Here is a 23106-nt window from a genome sequence, read left to right as displayed (position 1 = left end):
ACCGGCGGACGACTGGCGGACAACTGGCCGAAGACCGGCTGAAGGGTGATGGACGGTCCGGGCCGAGGACCGGCCGCCGTGCGACCGGCCGACGATTGACCGCCGTGTGACCGGCCGCCGTGCGACCGGCCGACGATTGACCGCCGTGTGACCGGCCGGCCGGTCCGACGATTGACTGAGGACGACAATTCGGTGGGGGCCGCAACGTTACGGCCGTAGCGTCGTGGCCATGACGACGACACCGGGATCACCCGCGGAATCCGCACCGGGGCGCGACTGGCGGGCCCCCGCCGCCGCCTGCACCACGGTGGTGCTGTGGGCCTCCGCCTTTGTCTCCATCCGCAGCGCGGGCGAGGCTTATTCGCCCGGTGCGCTGGCCCTCGGCCGACTGCTGGCGGGCACGCTCGTGCTCGGTTCGATCTGTCTCGTACGCCGCGAGGGGCTGCCCGCCAGGGCCGCCTGGCCCGGCATCGTCACCTCGGGGCTGCTCTGGTTCGGGCTCTACATGGTGGTGCTCAACTGGGGCGAGCAGGAGGTCGACGCCGGGACGGCCGCGATGGTGGTGAACATCGGGCCGATCCTGATCGCCCTGCTCGGCGCCCGGCTGCTCGGTGAAGGGCTGCCGCGCAGACTGCTGGCGGGGATGGCGGTCTCGTTCGCGGGAGCGGCGGTGGTCGGGCTCTCCCTGTCCGGTCACGGCGGCTCCTCGGTGCTGGGCGTCCTGCTCTGCCTGCTGGCCGCCGTGGCGTACGCGGCCGGGGTGGTGAGCCAGAAGCCCGCGCTGCGGCACGGTTCCGCTCTTCAGGTCACCACCTTCGGCTGCCTGATCGGTACGGTCGCCTGTCTGCCGTTCTCCGGGGTGCTGGTCTCCGAGGCCGCCGACGCACCGCTGTCCGCCACGCTGAACATGTTCTACCTGGGCGTCTTCCCGACCGCTCTCGCCTTCACCACCTGGGCCTACGCCCTGGCCCGCACCACCGCGGGCAGGATGGGCGCCACCACGTACGCGGTGCCCGCACTGGTGGTGGTGATGGCCTGGCTGCTGCTGGACGAGGTGCCCGCGCCGCTCAGCATCGGCGGTGGGCTGCTCTGCCTGGCCGGGGTGGCGGTCTCCCGGACCCGTCGGCGGACCGGCCTGACGCGGAAGAATCCGGCGCGGCCCGTGGAGCGATCCCGTGATGGCGAAGAGCGGCAACCGGCGGGGCGACCGTAGCGGGACACGGCGCGGGACCGGCGGGAAGCGCGATTCGCGGACATCCGAGCGCCGCCCCCAGGGTTCCCGCCGGTCGCCGGGGTCACGGGGTAGTGCGCCTAGAACACCACGAGGGCGCGGCCGCCCTTGCCCGCGATCATGTTGTCGAAGGCCGCCGGGATACCGTCCAGCGCGATCCGTTCGGTGACCATCATCGAGACGTCGAAGCGGCCCGCGAGGATGTGCTCGGCGAGCACCGGCAGATCCCGCTCCGGGTCGCTGTTGCCGTACACGCAACCCGTCAGTGACCGCCCCCAGTGGAAGATCTCCAGGGCGTTGAAGGTGACTTCCTGGTCCTTCCCGCCGATGCCGACCACGGTGGTACGGCCGCCGCGCCGGGTGGACTCCCAGGCTCCGCGGATCGTGGCGGGCCGTCCGACGCACTCCACGGCGACGTCCGCGCCCTGACCGCCGGTGAGTTTACGGATCTCGCGCGGGGTGGTGGCGGAGGCGACGACGAAGTCGGTGGCCCCGGCCCGCCGGGCCAGTTCCTCCTTCTCGGGGGAGACGTCGACCGCGATGATCCGCGAGGCACCCGCGATCCGGGCGGACTGGAGGACGGCGAGGCCGACCCCGCCGATCCCGAACACGACGACGCTCTCGCCCGCGCGGACCCGGGCGGAGTGGTGGATCGCGCCATAACCGGTGAGGACCGCGCAGCCGAGCAGGGCTGCGTCGGTGAGCGGGATGCCGGCCGGGGCGGGCAGCACGCATTTCGCGGCGACGACGGTCTCCTGGGCGAAGGCCGCGACGTTCAGACCGGGGTGGAGTTCGGTGCCGTCGGCGGTACGGGCATGGATGTTGGCGGCGCCCTTGAGGGCGTCGGCGCAGAGCCAGACCTCGCCGATCCCACAGTGGAAGCAGGTCCCGCAGGACGGTGCCCAGTTGAGGACGACACCGTCGCCGGGGGCGACATGGGTGACGCCCTCGCCGACGGAGAGGACGGTTCCGGCACCCTCGTGGCCGAGGACGGCGGGGACCGGGACCCGCATGGTGCCGTTCGACAGGGACAGGTCGGAGTGGCAGACCCCGGCGGCGGCGAGGGCGACGCGCACCTGGCCGGGGCCGGGTTGCGGGAGTGCGATGTCGGTGACCTCCAGGGGAGCTCCGACGGCGGGCAGTACGGCGGCGCGGACCACGGACAGGCTCCTTGGTTGGGGCTGGTTCGGATGCGTTCACACGCGTTCAGATGGGTTCGGATACGTAGCGCGGCTCGGACGCGGAAAACCCGCTCGGACGGGGAAGCGTCCCGCTCAGAACTGGAGCGACTTGGTCTGGAGGTATTCCACCAGACCGTGCGGGCCCAGTTCGCGCCCGACGCCCGACTGCTTGTAGCCGCCGAAGGGGGCCAGCGGGTTGAACCGCCCGCCGTTGATGTCGACCTGGCCCGTGTCCATCCGGCGGGCGAACGCCACGGCTTCGGCGTCGTCGGCGGCCCAGACGGCGCCGGCCAGGCCGTACACGGTGTCGTTGGCGATCCGGAGGGCGTCGTCCACGTCCTCGTACCGGAGGATCGACAGGACCGGGCCGAATATCTCCTCGCGGGCGATGGCCATGTCCGGGGTGACATCGGCGAACACCGTGGGGCTGATGTAGTACCCCTGCTCCTTCGGGGCCTCGGGGCCACCGGCGACGAGCCTGGCACCCTCCGCGATGCCCTGTTCGATGTAGCCGCGCACCCGGTCGCGCTGCCTGGCGTTGACCACGGGGCCGACCCGCTCCCCCGGTACGTACTTGGCGACGGCCGCCGCGGCGAGGGCCACCGCCTCCTCGTACCGCTCGCCGTCGACCAGCATCCGGGTCCAGGCGCTGCACGTCTGGCCGGAGTTGGACATCACGTTGGCGACGCCGACGTTGACGGCCTTGGCCAGATCGGCGCCCGGCAGGATCACGTTGGCGGACTTGCCGCCCAGTTCCAGGGCGACGCGCTTGACGGCGGCGCCCGCGGTCGCGCCGATCCGCCTGCCCACGGCGGTCGATCCGGTGAACGAGACCAGGTCGACGCCCTCGTGCTCGGCGAGGGCCTGTCCGGCGACCGGGCCGAGACCGGTGACGAGGTTGAAGACCCCGGCGGGCAGCCCCGCCGCCTCGGTGGCCTCGGCGAACAGCTGCGCGGTGAGCGGGGTGTCCTCGGCGGGCTTGAGGACGATCGTGCAGCCCGCTGCGAGCGCGGGTGCCACCTTGGCGACGATCTGGTGGAGCGGGTAGTTCCAGGGGGTGATCGCGCCGACCACGCCGACCGGCTCCAGCAGGACGGTGGAGTTGCCGAGCTTCTCCTCGAAGGCGTACGTGGCGGCCAGTTCGGCGTACGAACCGGCGACGAGCACCGGCAGAGCGGCGTGCACCATCTGCGAGAGCGGAAGGGGTGCGCCCAGTTCCGCGGTGACGGTCTCCGCGATCTCGTCCTTGCGGGCGTCCAGCGCGTCGCGCAGCGCGGCGATCCGGGCCGCGCGCTCGGCGGGCGGCGTCGCCGCCCAGCCCGGGAACGCGGCGCGGGCGGCCCGTACCGCGGCGTCGATGTCGGCCGCCGTGCCGGCCGGGACCCGGGCGATGACCTGCTCGTCCGCGGGGTTCACGACCGCGATCGTGTCCGGGCCCTCGGCCGTCCGCCACGTACCGCCGATGTACATCCCGTCATGGGCCTTCATGGCATGTCCTCCAGGGCATGGGTGCTGCCGGTGTCGTCCGGACCCCAAACTAGCGCCGTTAGTTTTTGGGCGCCAGGGGCGCCGGCAGGGAGGCGGTCCCGAGAGCCGCTCAACGGGAGGTACGGGGCCCTTCGCCGCGGGCACCGAGTCCCGCCGCGCCCAGGAGCAGCGCGCCGAGCATCACGAACGGCGCCGCGGTACCCGCGAACCCGGCGATCAGTCCGGCGGAGGCGGGGGCCGCGACCTGGCCGAGGCGGTTGCCGGTCAGCCGCAGGGCGAGGGCGGTGGAGCGGGACCCGGCGGGCGCGGCCCGTACGACGGTGGTCATGGACAGGGGCTGGCCGACGCCCAGGCAGAACCCGAGCACGGCGAGCAGCACGGCCAGCGCCCACACGGGCAGGGGCAGCGCGATGCCCGCGCAGAGCAGGGCGGCGAGCAGGCAGGTCGTGGTGAGCAGCGCGGTCCGGCCGAGGATCCGGAGCATCGGCGTCATCACCAGCCGGCAGGCGATGGTGGCGGCGGCCCGGAGGCTCAGCAGCAGTCCGACGGTGGCGGGGGCGATACTGCGGTGTTCGCCGACGACCGGCAGGTAGGCGGTGAGGATGTCGGTGGCGGAGAGCACGGCCAGGCTGATGAAGATGCCCGCCGGGACCCCGCGGGTGCGCAGGATGGAGCCGACGGGGACCTTCCGCGCCGACGGTCCGGCGGGCCGGGCGGTGGTCCGGTGTTCGATGCGCCGGAGGGTGGCGAAGGAGACGGCGGCGACGGCCGCCGCGGCGAGGAGGGCCAGCGCGCTCGTACGGTCCATGGCGCCGTCCCGCCCGGAAATGACGTAACCGGCGGCGATCGGGCCGATGAGCTGGCCGAGCGAGGCGCCGATGGTGAAGTGGCCGAAGTTGCGGTCCTGTTCGGCGGGGGCGGACTGCCGGGCGACGATCGACTGGGCGCCGATCACGAAGCAGAGATGGCCCAGGCCCATCACTCCGCTCCAGGCCGCCATCTCGGGGAGGGAACCGGCGAGGCCGCTCAGGGCGCAGCCGCCGGAGATCAGGGCGACGCCGAGCGGCAACAGGGGTGCGCAGCGGCCGTGGTCGGTCCTGCGCCCCAGCGGCACGGCGGCGAACAGCGGGAGGAGTGCGTACACCCCGGCGATGACGCCGATGGCCCGCTCGTCCGCGCCCAGGGACAGGGCCCGGTAGGAGACGGCGGGCCGCGCCATCGACACCGCTCCTTGCGCGAACGCGAAGGCGATGACGAGGCGCAGCAGCCAGCCCCTGCCGGGCCCGTTCGTGGCAGCCATGGATCAGATGATCCCGAAGAGGATTCCGGCGCAGAGCACCACCAGCGAGGTGAGCACCGCCCACTTGACGGTGAACCTGGTGTGGTCGCCGAACTCGACCTTCGCCATGCCGACGAGGACGTAGACGGCGGGGACGAGCGGGGACGACATGTGGAGGGCCTGCCCGGCCAGGGAGGCGCGGGCGATCTCCAGCGGGGAGACACCGTGCGCGGCTCCGGCCTCGGCGAGGACGGGGACGACACCGAAGTAGAAGCCGTCGTTGGACATGAAGTACGTGAGCGGCAGGCTGAGCAGACCGGTGACGATGGCCATGTGCGGGCCCATCCCGTCGGGGATGGCGCCGACGAGCCAGTCGGCCATGTGCTCGACCATGCCGGTGCCGGTGAGGACACCGGTGAAGACCGCGGCGGCGAAGACCATGCCGGAGACGTTGAGGACGTTGTCGGCGTGGGCCGCGATACGGGCCCGCTGGTCGGGCATGTGCGGGAAGTTGACGGTGAGGGCGAGGGCCGCGCCGAGCAGGAAGAGGACCGGGATCGGCATCAGTTCCATGATCATCGCGGTCAGCAGGGCCACGGTGAGACCGGCGTTGAACCAGTAGAGCTTGGGACGCAGGGTGGACCGGTTCGGGTCGAGGCCCTTGAACTCCTCGTCGTCGTCCGCGTCGTCGTCCACGTCGCTTCCGGTGGCCGGTGCGGCGCCGGCATCCGTGCCCGTGCCTGCGCCCGTACCGGCTCCGCCGGAGGTCTTGCGGGTACGGTCGCCGCCGTCGCCCGCACCGACGAGCACCGTCTCGGTCTCCGGGTCCTGGACGAGGGCCTCGTCCAGGGTGAGGATGCCGAGCCGCTTGCGCTCACGCAGGCCGAGGACGTACGCCAGGATGAAGACGGCGACCAGTCCGACGGCGAGCGCCGGGATCATGGGGACGAAGATGTCGGCCGCGTCCACCTTGAGCGCGGTGGCGGCGCGGGCGGTGGGACCGCCCCAGGGCAGGGTGTTCATGACCCCGTTCGCCGTGGCGGCGATACCGGTCATCACGACCAGGCTCATCTTCAGGCGCTTGTAGAGCGGATACATCGCCGAGACGGTGATCATGAAGGTGGTGGAGCCGTCGCCGTCCAGCGAGACGATCGCGGCGAGGACCGCCGTACCGACGACGATCCGCAGCGGGTCGGCCTTGCAGAAGCGCAGGATGCCCCGGACGATCGGGTCGAAGAGGCCGACGTCGATCATCACGCCGAAGTACACGATGGCGAACATGAGCATCGCGGCGGTCGGTGCCAGGTTGCCGACGCCCTCGATGACGTAGTCGCCGAGCTCGGCCCCCTGGCCGACGGCGACACAGAAGAGTGCGGGGATCAGGACCAGCGCCGCGATCGGCGACATCTTCTTCGTCATGATCAGCACCAAGAAGGTGGCAATCATGGCAAAGCCGAGGATTGTCAGCATGTGGGACACCTAACGTTCACCTTTGAACTCCCACCGGAGTCGGCGGTCCGGATGACGTTAGGTGCCCCGCCGCGGCGTTAACAAGATGTTGACGCGCGAGCAATACGAGCAAAACCCCAGGTCAATGGGCGGGTGCTACGGACACGGGGAAGGCGTTGAGCACAGCGGTGCCGGAGAGCGGGTCGAGCAGCGTGCCGTCGAGCAGCTGATTGACGTTGACGCCGGGGTCCGCCGACGCGACGGACATCCGGGCGCCGGGGCGGCTGTGCCCCCAGCCGTGCGGAAGGCTCACCACTCCGGTCCCCACCGTCTCCGTGATCTCCGCCGGGGCCTCGACCTCACCGCCGTCGGCCTTGATACGGGCCATGGCGCCGTCCTCCAGTCCGAGGCGGGCCGCGTCGTCGGGGTGGATCTGGAGGGTGCAGACGTTGGTGCCGCCGCGCAGGGCGGCCACGTTGTGCATCCAGCTGTTGTTGGAGCGCAGATGGCGGCGGCCCACGAGGAGGAGCGGAGCGGGCTGCCCGTCCTGTCCCCGCCGTTCGTCCAGGGCGCCGCGCAGCCTCGGCAGGTCGGCGGCGATCGGCGGCGGGAAGAGCTCGACGCGGCCGCTGCGGGTGCGCAGGAGTTCCGGGAGGCGTGACCTGAGCGGGCCGAGGTCGATGCCGTGCGGCTGGGCGAGGAGCGTGTCCAGCGTGAGGCCGTACGGGCCGAGGCGCAACATCAGGTCGAGCCGGCGTTCGGGGCCGGTGAGACCGGACAGTTCGGCGGCGAGTTCCTTCGGGGCGCCCGCCTTGGTGAGCGCGGCGGCGATGGCCAGGTCGTCGACGGCCCGCGGGGGCGTTCCGTGCATCCCGCCCACGGCCAGGACGAGGCGGGCGAGGATCTCGCTCTCGTCCATCAGGCCGTCCTCCAGGGGTATGGCGGGGCGGGTGTAGCGGACCTGGTTGTGGACGGCGAAGGAGTTGAGCGCGAAGTCGAAGTGGGCGCTCTGCGAGGGCGGCGGCGGGGGGAGCACCACATCGGCGTGGCGCGAGGTCTCGTTGAGGTACGGGTCGACACTGACCATGAAATCGAGCCCGTCGGCGAGGGCCCGGTCGAGGCGGTCGCCGTCCGGCGCCGAGAGCACGGGGTTGGCGGCGAGCACGATCAACGCCCGGATGCGGTCGTCGCCGGGGGTCTGGATCTCTTCGGCGAGCGCGGCGATGGGCAGTTCGCCCTTGGCCTCGGGGTGCGCGGAGACCCGGCTGGTCCAGCGGCCGAGGGCGAAGCCCTTGCCGGGTGCGGCGGGGCGGGGGGCGCGGCCGGTGGCGGAGAGCGGGAAGAGGGCGCCGCCGGGGCGGTCGAGATTGCCGGTGAGGATGTTGAGGACGTCGATCAGCCAGCTCGCGAGGGTGCCGTGCTCCACGGTGCAGCTGCCGATGCGCCCGTAGACGGCGGCGGTGGGGGCGGCGGCGAGCTCGCGGGCGATCGTACGGATGGCGGCGGCGTCGATGCCGCAGGTCCCGGCGACCACCTCGGGGGTGAAGTCCCCCATGGCTCGGGCGAGTTCGTCGAGTCCTTCGAGGTGCTCGGCCAGGGCGCCCGGCGCGGTGAGCTTCTCCTCGAACAGGACCTGGGCGAGTGCGGCCAGCAGCAGGGCGTCGGTGCCGGGCCGGATCACGGCATGCCGGTCGGCGAGGCGGGCGGTGCGGGTGCGGCGCGGGTCGATGACGGTGAGCGTGCCGCCGCGGCGGCGCAGCGCCTTGAGCTTGCCCGGGAAGTCGGGAGCGGTGCAGAGACTGCCGTTGGATTCGAGGGGGTTGGCGCCGAGCAGCAACAGGTGGTCGGTGCGGTCCAGGTCGGGCACCGCGATGGCGTGCGGATCACCGAAGAGCAGCCCACTGGAGACGTGTTTCGGCATCTGGTCGAGGGTGCTCGCGGTGAACAGATTGCGGGTACGGAGCGTGGCGAGCAGGAGCGGCGGATAGAGGGCACCGGCCATCGTGTGCACGTTGGGGTTGCCGAGGACGACACCGGCGCTCTGCCGTCCGTGCGCCTCGATCAGCGCGGGAACCCGTGCGGCGATCATGTCGAACGCCTCGCTCCAGGTCGCCTCCCTCAGCACACCGTCCCGGCGCACGAGCGGGGTGCGCAGGCGGTCCGGGTCGGCGTCGAGTCCGCCGAAGGACGCGCCCTTGGGGCAGATGAACCCCTGGCTGAACACATCGTCCCGGTCGCCGCGGGCGCCCGTGACCCTGGCCCCCTCGATGGTGAGCGTGAGACCGCAGGTGGCCTCGCAGAGGGGGCAGATACGCGGCGCGGCGCGGGAGTTACGGGAGTCATGGGAGTTACGGGACTCAAGGGCATCGTGGGTGTTGTGGGAGTCATGGGAGTTACGGGATTCAAGGGCGTCGTGGGAGTCATGGGCGTCGTGGGACATGGGCCCTCCCCGGGGCGGCGACAGAAGTGGCGCGCGAACAGGGACCGGGCAGGGACGCGGCAGCTGCCCCGGCCCCCGAACCGGCCCGGGGCCGAGCATACCGACCGGTACGCATGGCGGGGAGGGGTTGGCGGGACCGGTCAGTCGAGGACCTGCCCGAGGTAGGCCCTGATCAGGATCCGGGTCTCGGCGACGATGGCCGGGTCGCCCGACGGGTCGGTACGGAAGGCGAGTTGGAAGAGGGCGTCGGCGGCCTCGACGCTGACGAGGATCGCCCGGAGCAGGTCCTGGTCGGGGCCGCGGCCGAGGTGGCCGGAGAGCAGTTCGGCGAGCCGGCCCGCGACCCGCCGGTTGGCGTCGCCCAACGGGTCGTCAGCCGGGGACGGGGCGCCGAAGTCGACGAGGGCGAAACCGGGGACGGTCCGCTTCATCGCCAGGTACTCGTCGAGTACGGCGTCGATGACCCCGCGCCAGTCGGCGGCCCCGATATCGGTCAGCCGCGCCGCGATGCGGTCGGCGTAGCTGTTCAGATTGCGCAGGGCCAGGGCGTCGACCAGCGCCCGCTTGTTGGAGAAGAAGCGGTAGACGGAGCCGATGGGCACCGCCGCCCGGACGGCGACAGCACGGGTGGAGAGCTGTTCGTAGCCGGTCTCGTCGAGCAGTTCGGCGCAGGCGTCGAGTATCCGGGCGAGACGTTCGGTGCTGCGCTGCTGCACCGGGGCGCGGCGGAGGTTCGGGTTCGCATGGGGCACGGGCTCCATGATGCCGTGGGACTCCTCTGCGGGCAGGGGTGGTGGACGCCGGTCCGTCAGGCGATGAGCAGGGCGAGCCCGCCGAGGGTGTACGCGATCATCAGGGCCAGCAGCGGCAGTTGCCCGGCGACAGCACGGCCCGGCGGGAACAGCCGGACGGACCGGTCGTGCGCGGCGACGACCCCCAGGACATGGCCGAGGACGATGGCGGCGACCTGGAGCGTGGCGAGGGGGCCGGGGCCCAGCAGCGGCGGGGGCGGAGCGGGATTGTCAGTGCCGAGTGCCACCATGACTGTGCGTGGACCTTCGGTGACGAAGAGTGTGAAGTAGTGGGCGACGAGATAGCCGAGGGCGATCGGGACAAGCGAGTGCGCGAAGGCGGTGAGGGGGTGAGGCAGTTGGCCGGAGATCAGCCGGGTGGCTCCGGCGCACAGGACGTAGAGGGCGGCGACGAGGGCGACGGCGCCGAGGAGTCCGAGAGTGGCGGTCGGGGTGCGGCCCAGGGGTGACGTCTGAACGGTGGTGATCCAGGAGGGGGCGTCGGAGAAGCCGTCGTACGCGGTGGATCCGAGCATCACGCAGACGGTGGCGACGAGTCCGGGGCCCTGCTCGGTGGCGTCGAGTCCGTTGAACGGGGAGCGCAGGACGAGGCGACGGTCGGACGGGCGTCGGCCGAGCGGGGAAAGGCGGGCCAGCAGGCCGGAGTAGACCTCGAAGGCATCGGCACGGTCGAACCAGCGGGCGCCGTGGCGGGCGGCCCCCGCGAGGTGGACCGCGGAGTAGAGGGCGAGGAAGAGGAGGAGCGCGGAGGCCGACGCGGGGTCGGGGGAGGCAAGTTCGAGCCAGGTGAAGGCGAGGAGTCCGGCCGCGGCGGGCCATCGCCCGAGGCGGGCGGGGACGGGGCGGCCGGTGGCGGGGTCGCGGTGCAGGGCCCGGCAGAGGAGGAGGTGCACGGTGCGCAACGGGTTGAGCAGTCGCCAGACGGGGCCCAGGAGCAGGGAGGCGGGGACGAGCCCGACCCAGAGGAGCACGTAGAGGGCACCGGCGGCGGGATTGCGTTCCGGGTCGTCCGGGCCGAGGAGGAGGTGGAGCAGCACGAACAGGGCGGCGGCCAGCCCGAGCACGCGCGCCGCGAGGCGGGTGGGCCGGGCGTCGGCGAGGCGTTGCACGGCGCCGGGGATCGGGCGGCCCGCCCGTTCGCCCCGAAATCGGGAGGCGGACCAGAGCAGGCCGAGCGCGAGGAAGGAGACGAAGAGCGCGGCGAAGGCTCCCGCGAAGGCGTAGAAGGGCGAGAGAGGCAGGTCGTGCGCGGAGCCGACGCCATGGGCGAGCACGGTCGTCGTGCGCACCGCGCCTTCGGGATCCGCCGTCACCGTACGACGAGTTGGGTCAGGAGCAGGTCGGACTCGTGCGTCTCGACCTCGAAGAGCCCGGTGCGGTCGGCGGTGAAGGTGAGGGTGGTGGTGCGCCCGGCGGGCAGTTCGGCCGCCTTGTCGTAGCCGTGGACGTGGAGGGTGTCGGCGCGGTCGGTGCGGACGCGGAGGGCGACGCGTTCGCCCTTCTTGACCTCGGTGCGGCCGGGGGCGGGGCTGACCTTGCCGTGGGAGACGGTGATGTCCACGGTGCGGTCGGCGGCGGGCCGGGGCGGCGGATCCGAGGGGTGTGCGGGACTCCCGGACGCACCGGAAGTTCCAGAAGCGCCGGAAGTTCCAGAAGCGCCGGGAGCGAGGGGGGTGGTGGTCTGGATGGGCTTGGCGGCGACGGCCCAGGCGGTGTGGTCGTCGGCGTAGAGCCGGGCGGTGAGGGAGCGGCCCTCGCCGGTGGTGGAGCGGGCGAGCGCGCTGGGGAGGTGGTACCAGGGACCGTAGAGACGGGCGAGCGGGCGCCCGTCGAGGAACAGGCGGACATGGCCGCGCCCGGCGAGGGCGGCGCCGCCCACGCTGTCCGGGGTGAAGCGGAAGTTCCGTACGGAGACATGGACGTTCCAGCCGTCCTCGGAGTCGGGCCGTACGGAGAGTCCCACCTCCGGCGCCCGGTCGGCGTCGACCTGGCGCAGTCGGTGACCGCTGCCGTCCTCGGTGGCGAGGAGCCGCCCGACGGCACCGCTCGCCTGCTCGTGGCCGGTCCCGGGCTTGTGGTGCGTGGTGGCGCGCCCGCCGCAGCCGCTCGCCCCGAGGACGAGGACGGCCGCGGCGAGAAGGGCGAGCAGGCCGCCGCGGACGAGCCCGCCCTTCGCGGAGCCGTCTCCGCCGCGGGAACGGGTGCGAGGTCGGGCGCTGGGACGGGTGCGGAGTCGGGTGCGGGCGGGGGGCTGCTTCATGAGGCGTCTCCGTTCGGCGGAGTGCGGGTCGCGGAGGGCTGCCCCTCCGGAGTACCGGCGGCCTCCGCGTGTCCGGCGGTGGCCCCTTCTGCGTGCCCGTCGGCCTGCTCGCCCGTGGCCCCTTCGGCGTGCCCGTCGGCCCGCTCGCCTCTGGCCCCTTCTGCGTGCTCGTCGGCGTCCTTCGTGAGCTCCGCGCCCTGGCGCGCGGCGACGACGACCGCCCACACCACCCACGCCACCCCGAGCAGCCCCCGTGCCCACGCCGGACTCAGCGGGATCCACGGGATCATCAGGACCGCCTTGTCGAAGGCGTCCAGCAGGGTGAGCGCGCCCAGGACGACGGTGGTCCAGCCGAAGCCCGGCCGCTCCCGGCGCAGCGCGAGCCCGGTACCGGTCCACCACACACCCGTCAGCAACAGGGCCGCGGCGGGCAGATAGGAGGAGGCGAGCCCCATCGTGGAACCGGCCACGTCCAGGGCGAGACCGGCACCGCCCAGCAGGGTCAGGACGGTCATGGTCCGGCTGTGGCGCAGCCTGCGCCACCACAGCACCCCGCCGACCAGGGCGAGGACCGCGGCGAGCCCGAGGGCCGCCTGCACCTCGATGCGTTCGATGCCCCGTGCCCCGTACCAGTCGCAGCCTGCCGGCATCCGTCGCGCCTGCACGTTGTAGTCGGCGCAGACCAGCAGATGCGCGAGCTTCACCGGCTCGCCCGCCAGCCGGTCGGTGGGCCAGGACACCTCGCCGCGTTCCGTGCCGCACTCGGGCAGGGTGCGCGGGGTGGCGGCTCCCGTTCCGGGCTGCCAGCAGTTGGAGTCGCCCTGTCCGTCCCACCACACGTCGGTGCGGTTGGGCCGGGACCTGCCCTGCTTGTCCGTGCCGAGGTGATTGCCGGCGTACCGGTTGTGGTGCGAGGTGTCGGCCTGCTTGGCGAGGGAGTTCTCGCCCCGGATGAACGCGGGGGCGGCGCTCAGGAAGAAGGCGGCGCGCCGGTGTCCGTATATCCAGTTGTTCTCGTACAGGTTCCAGTTGCCGCCCGCGGTGATGATTCCGGTGCCCGGCGGCATGGAGATCTGCGGGCAGACGACCCCCTGTTCGTAGCCGCGCTCGACGGGTGGCTTGGCGCAGGTGCCGTCGGCGACGTACCGGTAGTAGTCGGCGTTGTTGTCGTGGATCAGGTTGCGTTCGAAACGGGCGTGGTTCTGCGGCAGGCCGGGGTGTCCGGGGAAGGCGCTGTCCATCGAGGCGCCGCCCATGTTGTGGTCGAACTCGTTGTCGTGGACATAGACGGAGTCGCCCGCCGTGCCCGAGTAGCCGACCATGTTGTGGTGGCTGCGGCAGCCGGTGATCTCGATGGAGTAGCGGGGGACGTCGTAGCCCCGGCCGTCGTTGATGTCCGAGGCGCTGCCGGGGTAGATGCCGGAGTCGCCGTTCCCGTACGACTCGCAGTTCTTGTAGAGCCCGTGGTCACTGGCGAAGGTCAGGAAGCCGTACTCGTCGTTCCACCGGGTGAGGACGTCGTCGATGACGAAGCCGTCCTGGGCCAGGACGTACAGGGAGTTGAAGGTGGTGCGCTGCGCGGTGAAGTTCTTGAAGTAGATCCCGTCGGACTTGTCGGCGCGGATCGCGTTGAGCTTCTGGTACTTGGCGTCGATGACGACGTCCGTGCGCTTCGCGCCCGTCCCCTCGATCTGGAGGTCCTTCTTGCCGAGGATCGCGACCAGGTTCTGGTTGTGCGGGCACTGCTTCTGCTGTGCGTAGGTGAGGATCTGGTAGCCGAGCTGCGAGTCGGGGGCCTTGAGCCGGGCGCATTCCCCGGCCGGTTTCGGGAGCGAGGGCTCCTCCTCGTACAGGCCGGGCAGGATCGCGATGGTGGTGCCGGGCCGGACGGCGGCGTCGACGGCCTGTTGCAGATGCCGGTAGCCGGACGTCCGGCACTGTTCGAAGAGGGCCAGGTTCCGGGTCCGCAGCTGCGCCGGGAAGCCCGATATCCGGCGTACGAAGTCCGCCCGGTCGCTCTTGCAGACCAGCAGATCCGGAGCACCGGTGCGGTACACGGGGACGCTGCCGGTGCCGTCGGGAAGGGTGAGGGGCCGCTCTTCGTGCGCCTGGGCGGCCGGGGCCGCGAGCAGCGCGGCGACGAGCGCCACGAGAACCACCAGAACTCTGCGTGTCCACGACATGTGCGGGAGAGTAGAGCATTGTTCATCTTTTGGAACCCCCTTGCGCACGACGAATGCCGTTGACGCGCCCCGTTCCGATTCCTACGGTTACCCATAGGATTCGTTGTCCGGCGGATTCCAGGCATTCTCAGCACCGGGAGCGCATGATGAGCGGCATCGAGCAGGCAGGGAAGACGGCGGAGGGGCTGGCGTATTCATCCGGTTTCGGCAATGAGCACAGCACGGAGGCGGTTCCGGGTGCCCTGCCGCACGGCCGCAACTCGCCGCAACGTGCCCCTCTCGGGCTGTACGCGGAGCAGCTGAGTGGCTCGGCGTTCACCGAACCGCGGGCCCACAACCGCCGTTCCTGGCTCTACCGGATCCGCCCCTCGGCCGCCCACCCGCCGTTCGTCCGCGTCGACAACGGCGCGGTGCGCACGGCGCCGTTCACCGAGTCGGTCCCCGACCCCAACCGGCTCCGCTGGAACCCGCTGCCCGCTCCCTCCCCCGGCACCGACTTCCTGTCCGGTCTGTGGACGCTGGGCGGCAACGGTGACGCCGGGCAGCGCACCGGCATGGCCGTGCACCTGTACCACGCCAACTCCTCGATGACGGACCGGGTGTTCAGCGACTCGGACGGCGAGCTGCTGATCGTCCCGGAGCACGGCGGCCTGCTGCTGCGCACCGAACTGGGCCTGCTGCGCGCCGAGCCAGGTCACATCGCGCTGATCCCACGCGGCGTCCGCTTCCGGGTCGAGCTGCTGGACGACACCGCCCGCGGCTACGTCTGCGAGAACTACGGCCGGCCGTTCGCCCTCCCCGATCTCGGCCCGATCGGCGCCAACGGCCTCGCGAACGCCCGGGACTTCATGGCGCCCGTCGCCGCGTACGAGGACCGCGAAGGCCCCGTCGAGGTGGTCAACAAGTTCTGCGGCAACCTCTGGTCGGCGACGTACGACCACTCCCCGCTCGATGTCGTCGCCTGGCACGGCAGCCACACCCCGTACGTCTACGACCTGCGCCGTTTCAATGTCATCGGCACGATCAGCTACGACCACCCCGACCCCTCGATCTTCACGGTGCTGACCTCGCCGTCCGACACCCCCGGTCTCGCCGGGGTGGACTTCGTCGTCTTCGCCCCGCGCTGGCTGGTCGGCGAGGACACCTTCCGACCGCCGTACTTCCACCGCAATGTGATGAGCGAGTACATGGGACTGATCGAGGGGGCGTACGACGCGAAGGCGGACGGCTTCGTGCCGGGCGGCGGATCGCTGCACAACATGATGTCCGCGCACGGCCCGGACCGTGCGACCTTCGACCGGGCGAGCGCGGCGGAGCTGAAGCCGCAGAAGATCGACGACGGTCTTGCCTTCATGTTCGAGACCCGCTGGCCCGTCACGGCGACCGCGCAGGCCGCGACCGCCGACCACCTGCAACGCGGGTACGACGACGTATGGCAGGGTCTGACCCGCAACTTCCGGCCATAGGCGCGGAGCGGATCACGGCGGCGCGGGGCGCCGGCGGAGAGGGATGACCGAGGTGGCCGAGTGAGCGAGGTGAACGAGGTGGGTGAGCCTGGCGGGGCGCGCGGGGCCGGCCGGACGCACCAGGTGAACGAGGTGCGCCACCCACCCGCCTTCGCACCCGACTCACTGGTGCTGAACCGGAAGCTCCCTCTCTGGTACCAGGTCTCGCAGTCGCTGCGGGCCTCGATACTGGGCCGCCCGCAGGACGCATCCCCGCGGCTGCCCACCGAGGAGCAGCTCGCCGTGCACTACGGCGTCAGCGTCCTGACCATGCGCCAGGCCCTGAAGGAGCTGGAGACGGAAGGGCTGATCAGCAGGCACCGGCGGCGCGGCACGTTCATCGAGCCGCGCGCCCGCCGCGTCTCGCCGGTCCGGCTGCTGGGCTCGGTCGACGCGATCGTGGCACAGCAGTCGGGCGAGCGGACCACCGTCCTGGGCCACGGTCCGGGCGCGGTCCCGGGCGACCTCGCCGAGTTCTTCCCGGACTGCGCCGAGGTGGTCAGCTACCGGCGGCTCCGCTGCGACGACGAGACGGGCGAGCCCACCAACTGGGCGGAGAACGCCCTGCGTCCCGACATCGCGGCCCGCCTCGATGTGGCCGATCTCGAACGCTGGCCGATGACGAAGGTGCTGCGCGACGCCCTCGGGGTGCGGATCTCCCGGATCACCGACACCGTGGAGGCCCGCCTGGCCGACCCGGTCACCGCCGAACTGCTCCGGATCCCGCTGCTGAGCCCGATCCTGCACTACACGGGCGTGACCTACGACGACGGCGGCCGGGTCGTGGACGTGGCGCGGATCAGGTACCGGGGGGACCGTTTCTCCTTCTCCGTGACGGTCGAGGCGCACTGACACCGCCCCACAAGGTCATGCAGCGCCCCCACGGGGTCATGCACCGCCCCCACGGGGTCATGCCTCGCCGTTACGATGCCGGAGGTTCGGCGGACGTGGCGAGGGGGAGGACGACACGGTGGCAGCGCGGAAGGCGGCCGGGGCCGGCGGGGACGCGGATTTCCCGCTGCTCGACGAATTGATGCCGTGGTCGGTGCGGCCGCTCAGAACCGGGCGCTCCTGGGTGACCGGCCCCGACCGGGCGACGCTCAAGGCACGGTGGGAGCTGCTGGTCCGGGCCGAAGGCGCCGAGCAGGACCGGCTGTTCGGGCCCAGCCGCTCCCGTACGCCACACACCCCGGTCGCCGCACTGCCGGGCCGGAACACCGCAACGGGCAGGCTCGCCCGGGACCCCGGGCCGTTCCCCGAACCCGTACGCATCCTGCACGGGCCCTACGACGAACAGTGGCTGATCCCCGACCACCGGCTGATCGACGCCGCCCGCCCCGAGTTGTGGCGGGTCGCGGACGAGCACCAGCTCTTCGCCGTCGAGCACGGGTACGTACCGCAGGCCCCGGGACCCGCCCTCTCCGTGACGGCGCTGCTCCCCGACGGGCACTCCCCCGCCGGGCGGCCCGGCCGCATCCGGCCGCTGTACCGGCGGCCCGGCGGCGGCGAGCCGAACCTCGCACCGGGCCTGCTCGATCTGCTGCGCGGCCGGATCGGGGACGAGGTCCGCACCGGCCCGGACGCGCCCACCGCCGAGTCCGTACTGGCCTGGGTGCTCGCCGTCGCCCGCCCTTCCCCCGCGGGCTGCTCCGTACCGCTGCCCGCCGACGGACCGCTGTGGTCGGCCGGGGTGCGGCTGGGCCGGGAGCTGATGCGGGCGCAGCTGCGCGGAGCACGCGGCGGGGAACGCCCCCGGCTGCCGGGCGGCCGTCGCCCCTATGTGCGGGCGGCGATCCCACCCCGGCCGCTCACGCTGGGCTACGACCCCGGCGAGGAGGTGCTCGCCGTCGGTGACGGCCGCGTCTCCCCCGTGCCCGCCGGGGCGTGGGAGTTCCGGGTGGGTGGCGTACGGATGCTGGAGCTCTGGATCGAGCGGCGTACGGCGGCAGCGGCAGCGGCAGCGGGCACGGTCACGGGGGCCGGAGGTGGCCCCGGCGGCGACGGTCTGGAGGCGGTCGGCCCGCACGGCTGGCCCCAGGAGTGGACCTCGGAGCTGCTCGAACTCATCACCGTCCTCGCGCTCCTCGACGGGCTCCGGGCCGGGCAGCGGGCGCTGCGGGCGCGGCTGCCCGGGGCGCCGCTGATCTCCCGCGAGGAGCTGCTGAGCGCCGGGGTGCTGCCGGTCGCGGCGGCGGCGCGGCGGCCCGCCTCCGTGCTCGACCACCACGAGGAGGGCCCGGACGGGCAGTTCGCCCTGCTCTGATCCGACCGGCCGGTGCGAGGGCGGCCCGGGAATGGCACCGCCTCGCGGCCCGGTCGCGGCCGACGGCATGGGACCGGTGGCGGGAGGTGGACTCACCGGTACGGGCGCTGCTTCCGCCGATCTCGCTGCCGGGCGGGGCGGAGCCGCGGATCGGGTGCCGTACCGGCGCTGGGTGAGCACACCGACGCACTGCTGCGAGCCCTGGGAATGACGGACGGGCAGACAGCAGTGCTACGCCGGGACGGTGTGATCGCCTGAGCCGCCCCGGGTGACGGGCCGGATCAGTGGTGACGTGCCGTCTGATCAGCGGCGGCTGCCGAAGAGCGAGCGTCGCAGTCGCCGCAGCGGTGCGAAGAGCGAGACACGCGCGCTCTTGCTCCGGCGGCGGTGCGCGGCATCGCGCGAGGTCAGCTCACGCATCAGCAGTGTCGCTTCCGCCGCGTCGCGCTGCGGGACGGGGGGGCCGCCGAGCACCGCGAGATGGCGGTCGAGGCGCGAACTGGTCGCACTGCTCCCGCATGTAATGGCAGGCACTCGCGGCCTGCTTCGCACCGTTATCTGTTCCATGTCACTCCCCACCCGTACGAGGGCACCCGGCCCGGGCAGGTTAACCCTATCGCCCCGCGATGACACCCGTGTATCCCGGTTGCAGGATTGAGCACACACATACGGAGGTTGACGACCAGTTACCGAATCTGTCCGATTCCAGGGCGACTTGGACAGATCGGCGCGGAGAACGCGTGCCTGACAGACACCTGGCGCACACCCGGCACACACCCGGCTGCGCATCGCCCGGCGCCGGTCCGCGCCGGTCCCGTGGATCAGGAGACCCCGACCGGCGGGACCTCCTGATCCACGGGGCGGACGCGGTCAGGCGGCCGATTTCAGGACGGGCAGATAGCCGCCCGACTGCCCGGCGGCGGTGGGGTGGTAGGACTCACCGATGTTGGTCCAGTTCACGCTGTGCAGCCAGGCGCTGCTTGAGCAGATCTCATGCCCGGCGAAGGCCTTCGCGACGTCACCGAAGGTGAAGCCGTGGTCGGCGGCCCGCTTGGCGGTGGCCGCGTTGAGGTAGTCGGCGGCACCGTTGATGGCGGTGCGTTCCTTCTCGTTCAGACCGGCGAGGCAGCTGCCGTCGAGCTTGTAGAAGCGGGGGTAGCCGAGGACGACGACCCGCGCGGAGGGGGCCTTGGCGCTGATCGCCGTATACACGGAGTCGAGCTTGCCGGGCAGGGTGGAGTCGACGTAGGCGCGCGCCGTGGCGATCCGGCTGAGGCAGGTCGACTCCGACTGGAGGACACAGGTCGTCATGACGTCGGCGAAGCCCGCGTCGTTGCCGCCGATGGAGATCGAGATCAGGTCGGTCGAGGAGTTCAGCGGGCCGAGCTGACCGCCCGTGACGTCACCGGTACGGGCGCCGGAGCAGGCGGTGAAGGCGAACGAGGAGGGGGAGTTGGCGGCGGCCCAGAGCGCCGGGTAGGCGCGGGTGCTGCGCTTGCAGTCGCCGCTGGCACTGTCGTAGCTGCCCGACCCGACACCCGAGGAGTACGAGTCGCCGAGGGCCACGTAGTCGACGGCCTTCACGGATTCAGCGGCGTTGGCCGCGCCTGCCCCGGTGAGGGCGAGCACGGTACCGAGCAGGAGAGAGGACGAGAACGCCACGAGTCTGGACATGTTCATGGGACCTCCTGGAGCAGGGATGTCTGCTCCGTCCGTGGTAGCAGCAGCAACCATGAAACAGGAAGTGTCCATGTCAAAAATTCTTGGCGAATGCGCCTTCCCGCCCCCTTGAGTTCAACGGGAGCCGGGTACGGTCGACCCGCACGAGGTGGTGAAACCTGGGTGCGCGGGGTCGCCCCGTACCGGATCATGGGCGCCATGTCTGCCAACCCTGAGTCCGCTCTGCCGATCCGGCTCACCGTCGACGACAGTGATTCACCCTCCGACGTCGTCGACGCGCTGTTCCTCGGCCGCTTCGCGACGGGCGAGCAGCCGTACTCCCACAGCTCCTCCCTCGACCGCGTCAAGTCCGGTGCGACACTGCTGCCCCCGGACGCCAAGGTGCTGCGGGCCGCCCGCGACGACGACCGCAGCGCCATCCTCGCCGAGGGCGACGGCTGGACCCTGCTGGTCTCCCGGTGGAACCGGGGCGCCGACGTCACCGTCACCGCGACCGACCCCGAGCTGGCGGAGAAGGTGCTCGGGCAGGCGACGGACGGCGCCCAGGACGAACCGGAACCACAGCCCGACAACGTGACCATGGGCTTCTGGTACGTCTCCCCCCGCCGCGGCCCGTACCGCACCACCCGGCAGATCGCCGCCGGGACCTGGGACGAGGTCCGCCCCAACTACACGGCTCCGGTGGCTCAGGCCATGGACCGGCTGATGAAGGTGACCCCGGACGACGTCGCGGGCCGGCTGCTCCTGCTGCACGGTCCGCCCGGCACCGGCAAGACATCCGCGCTGCGCACCCTGGCCCGGTCCTGGCGCGACTGGTGCCAGGTCGACTGCGTACTGGATCCCGAGCGGCTGTTCAACGACGTCGGCTATCTGATGGACATCGCGATCGGCGAGGACGACGGCACGGCGAAGGGGCGCTGGCGCCTGCTGCTCCTGGAGGACTGCGACGAACTGATCCGCGGCGAGGCCAAGCACACGGCGGGCCAGGCGCTGTCCCGGCTGCTGAATCTGACGGACGGTCTGCTGGGTCAGGGGCGCAACGTCCTCGTGGGGGTCACCACCAACGAGGACCTGGAGCGGCTGCATCCGGCGGTCGTCAGGCCGGGCCGTTGCCTGGCCCGGATCGAGGTGGGCTCCCTGACCCGCCAGGAGTCGGTGTCCTGGCTGGGAACGGAGGAGGGTCTTGGCCGGGAGGGTGCGACGCTGGCGGAGCTGTACGCGCTGCGGCGTGGCAGCGGACCCGCGTCGGTACCGAAACAGGACGCGGGTGCGGACGCGGGCCTCTACCTCTGACTCCGGCTCCGGCTCCGGCTCCGGCTCCGGCTCCGGCTCCGGCTCCGGCTCCGGCTCCGGCTCCAGCTCCAGCTCCAGCTCCAGCTCCAGCTCCAGCTCCAGCTCCAGCTCCAGCTCCAGCTCCAGCTCCAGCTCCAGCTCCAGCTCCAGCTCCAGCTCCAGGGCAACGCCTGCCCGCGTCCGCCGGTTACCCCTGGGGCGCCGTCATCGTGTGTACGCGGCCCGCACCGCGTCCTGGGCGAGTGATACCGCCTGCGCCCGGGACAGGCCGAGCCGCTGGGCCAGCTCGGCGTACTCCTGTGCGGCGGTCGCGGCCTTCCGCTCGGCCGCGTCCCCGGCGGCCGCGACGAACGTCCCGTTCCGGCCGCGGGTCTCGATCACCCCGTCGGCCTCCAGCGCGCGGTACGCCTTGGCCACGGTGTTGGCGGCGAGGCCGAGCTCATCGGCGAAGCCGCGTACGGTCGGGAGCCGGTGGCCGACGGGCAGGGCGCCGGAGCGGGCCAGTTCGGAGAGCCGCGTGCGCAGCTGCTCGTACGGGGCGATGCCGGCATCCGGGTCAATGGCGATCTTCAGGGTCACGGGCCGATTCTCCCTCACAGCGGGAAATAGGGAGGCGGTTCGGGCCGGGCTCCGCGTAGCGTCCGGCGCATGACTGTCATCGTTCGCGACTTCCGGCCCACCGACGCGGAGGGCTGGGTCCGGGTACGGAGGGCCGCGCTTCCGTACATGGTGGCCACCGCCGAACAGATCACGTTCGATCTGGACGCCTCCCACCCCGACCGGCGCTACCGGCTGCTGGTCGCCGAGGAGGACGGGGAGATCATCGGCACGGCACAGGTCGGCATCGCCCACGAGAGCCCCGCGCCGGGGCAGGGGTTCTGCAATCCGTACACCCGTCCGGACCGGCTGGGCCGTGGGGCGGGCTCGCTGCTGCTGACCACCGCCGAGGAGTATCTGGCCGGGCTCGGGGCCGTCGCCGTCTACACCTGGGTCCTCGACGAACCGGCCAACCGGGAGTTCGCCCGGAAGCGCGGTTACACGGCGAGGCGGCCCGCCCATTTCCTGCACCTCGACCTGGCGAACGGCACGCTGCCGCCGCGTCAGGAGGTCCCCGCGGGCGTCGAGCTGCGTACGGCGGCCGACTTCGCCGACGATCCGCGGCCGCTGTTCGAGGCGGACGCGGAGACGACGGCGGACGAGCCCAGCGACACCCCCAGCGAACTCGCGGACTACGAGGACTGGCTGAACAGCACGTGGCGCCATCCCTGCTTCGACAGCGGGCTGACCACGGTCGCGATGGTGGACGGCGAGGTGGCGGCCTTCAGCGCGGCCACGACCGACGGGCGGACCACCTACTCGACGGGAATGACCGGCACCCGCCGGGCCCACCGCGGCCGGGGTCTGGCGAAGCTCGCGAAGAACGACTCCCTGCACCGGGCGCGCGCCGCCGGGTACACGGACGCGTACACCGGCAACGACGCGGGCAACGGTCCGATGCTGGCGATCAACGAGTGGTTCGGCTACCGGATCTGTGCCACGGAGGTACGTCATGTCCGCACGCCCGTCTGAACCGGTGGACGTTCTCGTCGCCCTGACCAAGGCGGGCCGCACCAAGATCCGCTACCCCGCCGGGCTGCTGTGCGACGACGGGACCCGGGTGACCGTACGGGCCCTGGGCGGCGCCCGGTGTCCGGGACTTCGGCTTCGTACGGTTCGAGCCGGGCGACGTCCTCACCGAGCACTACTGGCGGGACCGGTGGTTCGCGGTGAAGGAGGTACGTACGGGGGGCGGGGAACTGAAGGGCTGGTACTGCGACATCACCCGGCCCGCCGTCCTGGCGGACGGTGTGCTGTCGGTCGAGGATCTGGACCTGGACCTGTGGGTGTCGGCGGACGGCACGTCCGTACTGCGGCTGGACGAGGACGAGTTCGCGCGGAGCGGCCTCGCCGGGCGTGACCCGGACGCGGCCGGGGCGGCGGTCCGGGCACTGGACGAACTGGAACACCTCGCCCGCACCGAAGGCCTGGCCCCGCTGCTCGTC

The 23106-nt window shown here is 72.1% G+C and carries 18 protein-coding genes and 2 pseudogenes; 8 read left to right on the top strand and 12 right to left on the bottom strand.

Going from position 1 to position 23106, the window contains the following annotated elements; genetic code table 11:
* Positions 1-229 precede the first annotated feature (229 nt).
* Positions 230-1213 carry a DMT family transporter gene (locus OG413_RS23795; protein WP_266808581.1) on the top strand — a complete coding sequence of 328 codons (984 nt, stop codon included), beginning with the start codon at positions 230-232 and terminating at the stop codon, positions 1211-1213.
* A gap of 98 nt (positions 1214-1311) precedes the next feature.
* Here OG413_RS23795 and OG413_RS23790 read toward each other — a convergent pair whose 3' ends face one another.
* The 9 genes from OG413_RS23790 to OG413_RS23750 form a co-directional block, all read right to left on the bottom strand.
* On the bottom strand, positions 1312-2391 hold the full coding sequence (locus OG413_RS23790) for a Zn-dependent alcohol dehydrogenase (RefSeq protein WP_266808579.1): 1080 nt from the start codon (positions 2389-2391) through the stop codon (positions 1312-1314).
* A 114-nt stretch (positions 2392-2505) separates the two neighbouring features.
* Positions 2506-3900 carry an aldehyde dehydrogenase family protein gene (locus OG413_RS23785; RefSeq protein ID WP_266808578.1) on the bottom strand — a complete coding sequence of 465 codons (1395 nt, stop codon included), beginning with the start codon at positions 3898-3900 and terminating at the stop codon, positions 2506-2508.
* Between the two features lie 109 nt (positions 3901-4009).
* Positions 4010-5200, bottom strand: a complete 1191-nt coding sequence (locus OG413_RS23780; protein ID WP_266808577.1) for an MFS transporter — start codon at positions 5198-5200, stop codon at positions 4010-4012.
* A 3-nt stretch (positions 5201-5203) separates the two neighbouring features.
* Complete coding sequence (locus OG413_RS23775) at positions 5204-6649, bottom strand: CitMHS family transporter (protein ID WP_266808576.1); 1446 nt, start codon at positions 6647-6649, stop codon at positions 5204-5206.
* Positions 6650-6770: 121 nt separating this feature from the next.
* The gene (locus OG413_RS23770) at positions 6771-9068 is read right to left on the bottom strand and encodes a molybdopterin-dependent oxidoreductase (RefSeq protein ID WP_323137889.1); all 2298 of its coding nucleotides are present in this window, start codon (positions 9066-9068) and stop codon (positions 6771-6773) included.
* Between the two features lie 140 nt (positions 9069-9208).
* Positions 9209-9829 (bottom strand): TetR/AcrR family transcriptional regulator, encoded by a 621-nt coding sequence (locus OG413_RS23765; RefSeq protein WP_266808572.1) that lies wholly within the window; start codon positions 9827-9829, stop codon positions 9209-9211.
* A 47-nt stretch (positions 9830-9876) separates the two neighbouring features.
* Positions 9877-11169 carry a hypothetical protein gene (locus OG413_RS23760; RefSeq protein ID WP_266808571.1) on the bottom strand — a complete coding sequence of 431 codons (1293 nt, stop codon included), beginning with the start codon at positions 11167-11169 and terminating at the stop codon, positions 9877-9879.
* A gap of 20 nt (positions 11170-11189) precedes the next feature.
* A complete protein-coding gene (locus tag OG413_RS23755) occupies positions 11190-12140 on the bottom strand; it encodes a hypothetical protein (RefSeq protein WP_266808570.1) in 951 nt (316 codons plus the stop codon).
* The gene (locus OG413_RS23750) at positions 12137-14323 is read right to left on the bottom strand and encodes a right-handed parallel beta-helix repeat-containing protein (RefSeq protein ID WP_266808569.1); all 2187 of its coding nucleotides are present in this window, start codon (positions 14321-14323) and stop codon (positions 12137-12139) included. The genes OG413_RS23755 and OG413_RS23750 overlap by 4 nt, the downstream gene beginning before the upstream one ends.
* A 146-nt stretch (positions 14324-14469) precedes the next feature.
* Here OG413_RS23750 and hmgA point away from each other — a divergent pair, with 146 nt between their 5' ends.
* The 4 genes and pseudogenes from hmgA to OG413_RS23730 form a co-directional block, all read left to right on the top strand.
* Positions 14470-15789: a homogentisate 1,2-dioxygenase gene (gene hmgA / locus OG413_RS23745; RefSeq protein WP_266808568.1), complete on the top strand. Its 1320-nt coding sequence runs from the start codon at positions 14470-14472 to the stop codon at positions 15787-15789.
* Positions 15790-15912: 123 nt separating this feature from the next.
* The gene (locus OG413_RS23740; RefSeq protein WP_266810330.1) at positions 15913-16680 is read left to right on the top strand and encodes a GntR family transcriptional regulator; all 768 of its coding nucleotides are present in this window, start codon (positions 15913-15915) and stop codon (positions 16678-16680) included.
* A 118-nt stretch (positions 16681-16798) separates the two neighbouring features.
* Complete coding sequence (locus OG413_RS23735; protein WP_266808566.1) at positions 16799-18091, top strand: type ISP restriction/modification enzyme; 1293 nt, start codon at positions 16799-16801, stop codon at positions 18089-18091.
* 71 nt (positions 18092-18162) lie between these two features.
* Positions 18163-18349 (top strand): annotated as a pseudogene (locus OG413_RS23730) (CoA transferase); the annotation flags it as partial.
* A 45-nt stretch (positions 18350-18394) separates the two neighbouring features.
* Here the strand turns inward: OG413_RS23730 and OG413_RS23725 are convergent.
* Both OG413_RS23725 and OG413_RS23720 read right to left on the bottom strand, forming a co-directional pair.
* On the bottom strand, positions 18395-18658 hold the full coding sequence (locus OG413_RS23725; protein ID WP_266808564.1) for a hypothetical protein: 264 nt from the start codon (positions 18656-18658) through the stop codon (positions 18395-18397).
* 303 nt (positions 18659-18961) lie between these two features.
* Positions 18962-19771, bottom strand: a complete 810-nt coding sequence (locus tag OG413_RS23720) for an SGNH/GDSL hydrolase family protein (protein WP_266808562.1) — start codon at positions 19769-19771, stop codon at positions 18962-18964.
* A 198-nt stretch (positions 19772-19969) separates the two neighbouring features.
* Here OG413_RS23720 and OG413_RS23715 point away from each other — a divergent pair, with 198 nt between their 5' ends.
* Entirely contained in the window at positions 19970-21064 is a 1095-nt protein-coding gene (locus OG413_RS23715; protein ID WP_266808560.1) for a DUF5925 domain-containing protein, read from the top strand.
* A gap of 204 nt (positions 21065-21268) precedes the next feature.
* Here the strand turns inward: OG413_RS23715 and OG413_RS23710 are convergent, their stop codons facing one another.
* A complete protein-coding gene (locus OG413_RS23710) occupies positions 21269-21643 on the bottom strand; it encodes a GntR family transcriptional regulator (RefSeq protein ID WP_266808558.1) in 375 nt (124 codons plus the stop codon).
* A gap of 69 nt (positions 21644-21712) precedes the next feature.
* On the opposite strand from OG413_RS23710, the gene OG413_RS23705 reads away from it, so the two are divergent.
* Entirely contained in the window at positions 21713-22633 is a 921-nt protein-coding gene (locus tag OG413_RS23705) for a GNAT family N-acetyltransferase (protein WP_266808556.1), read from the top strand.
* A pseudogene (locus OG413_RS23700) lies at positions 22614-23103 on the top strand (DUF402 domain-containing protein); the annotation flags it as partial. The gene OG413_RS23705 and the pseudogene OG413_RS23700, both read left to right, overlap by 20 nt.
* Positions 23104-23106 lie beyond the last annotated feature (3 nt).

This window comes from Streptomyces sp. NBC_01433 (assembly GCF_026340105.1).
In the GTDB taxonomy this organism is placed as follows: domain Bacteria; phylum Actinomycetota; class Actinomycetes; order Streptomycetales; family Streptomycetaceae; genus Streptomyces.
This window is presented reverse-complemented; position numbering and strand designations above follow the sequence as displayed.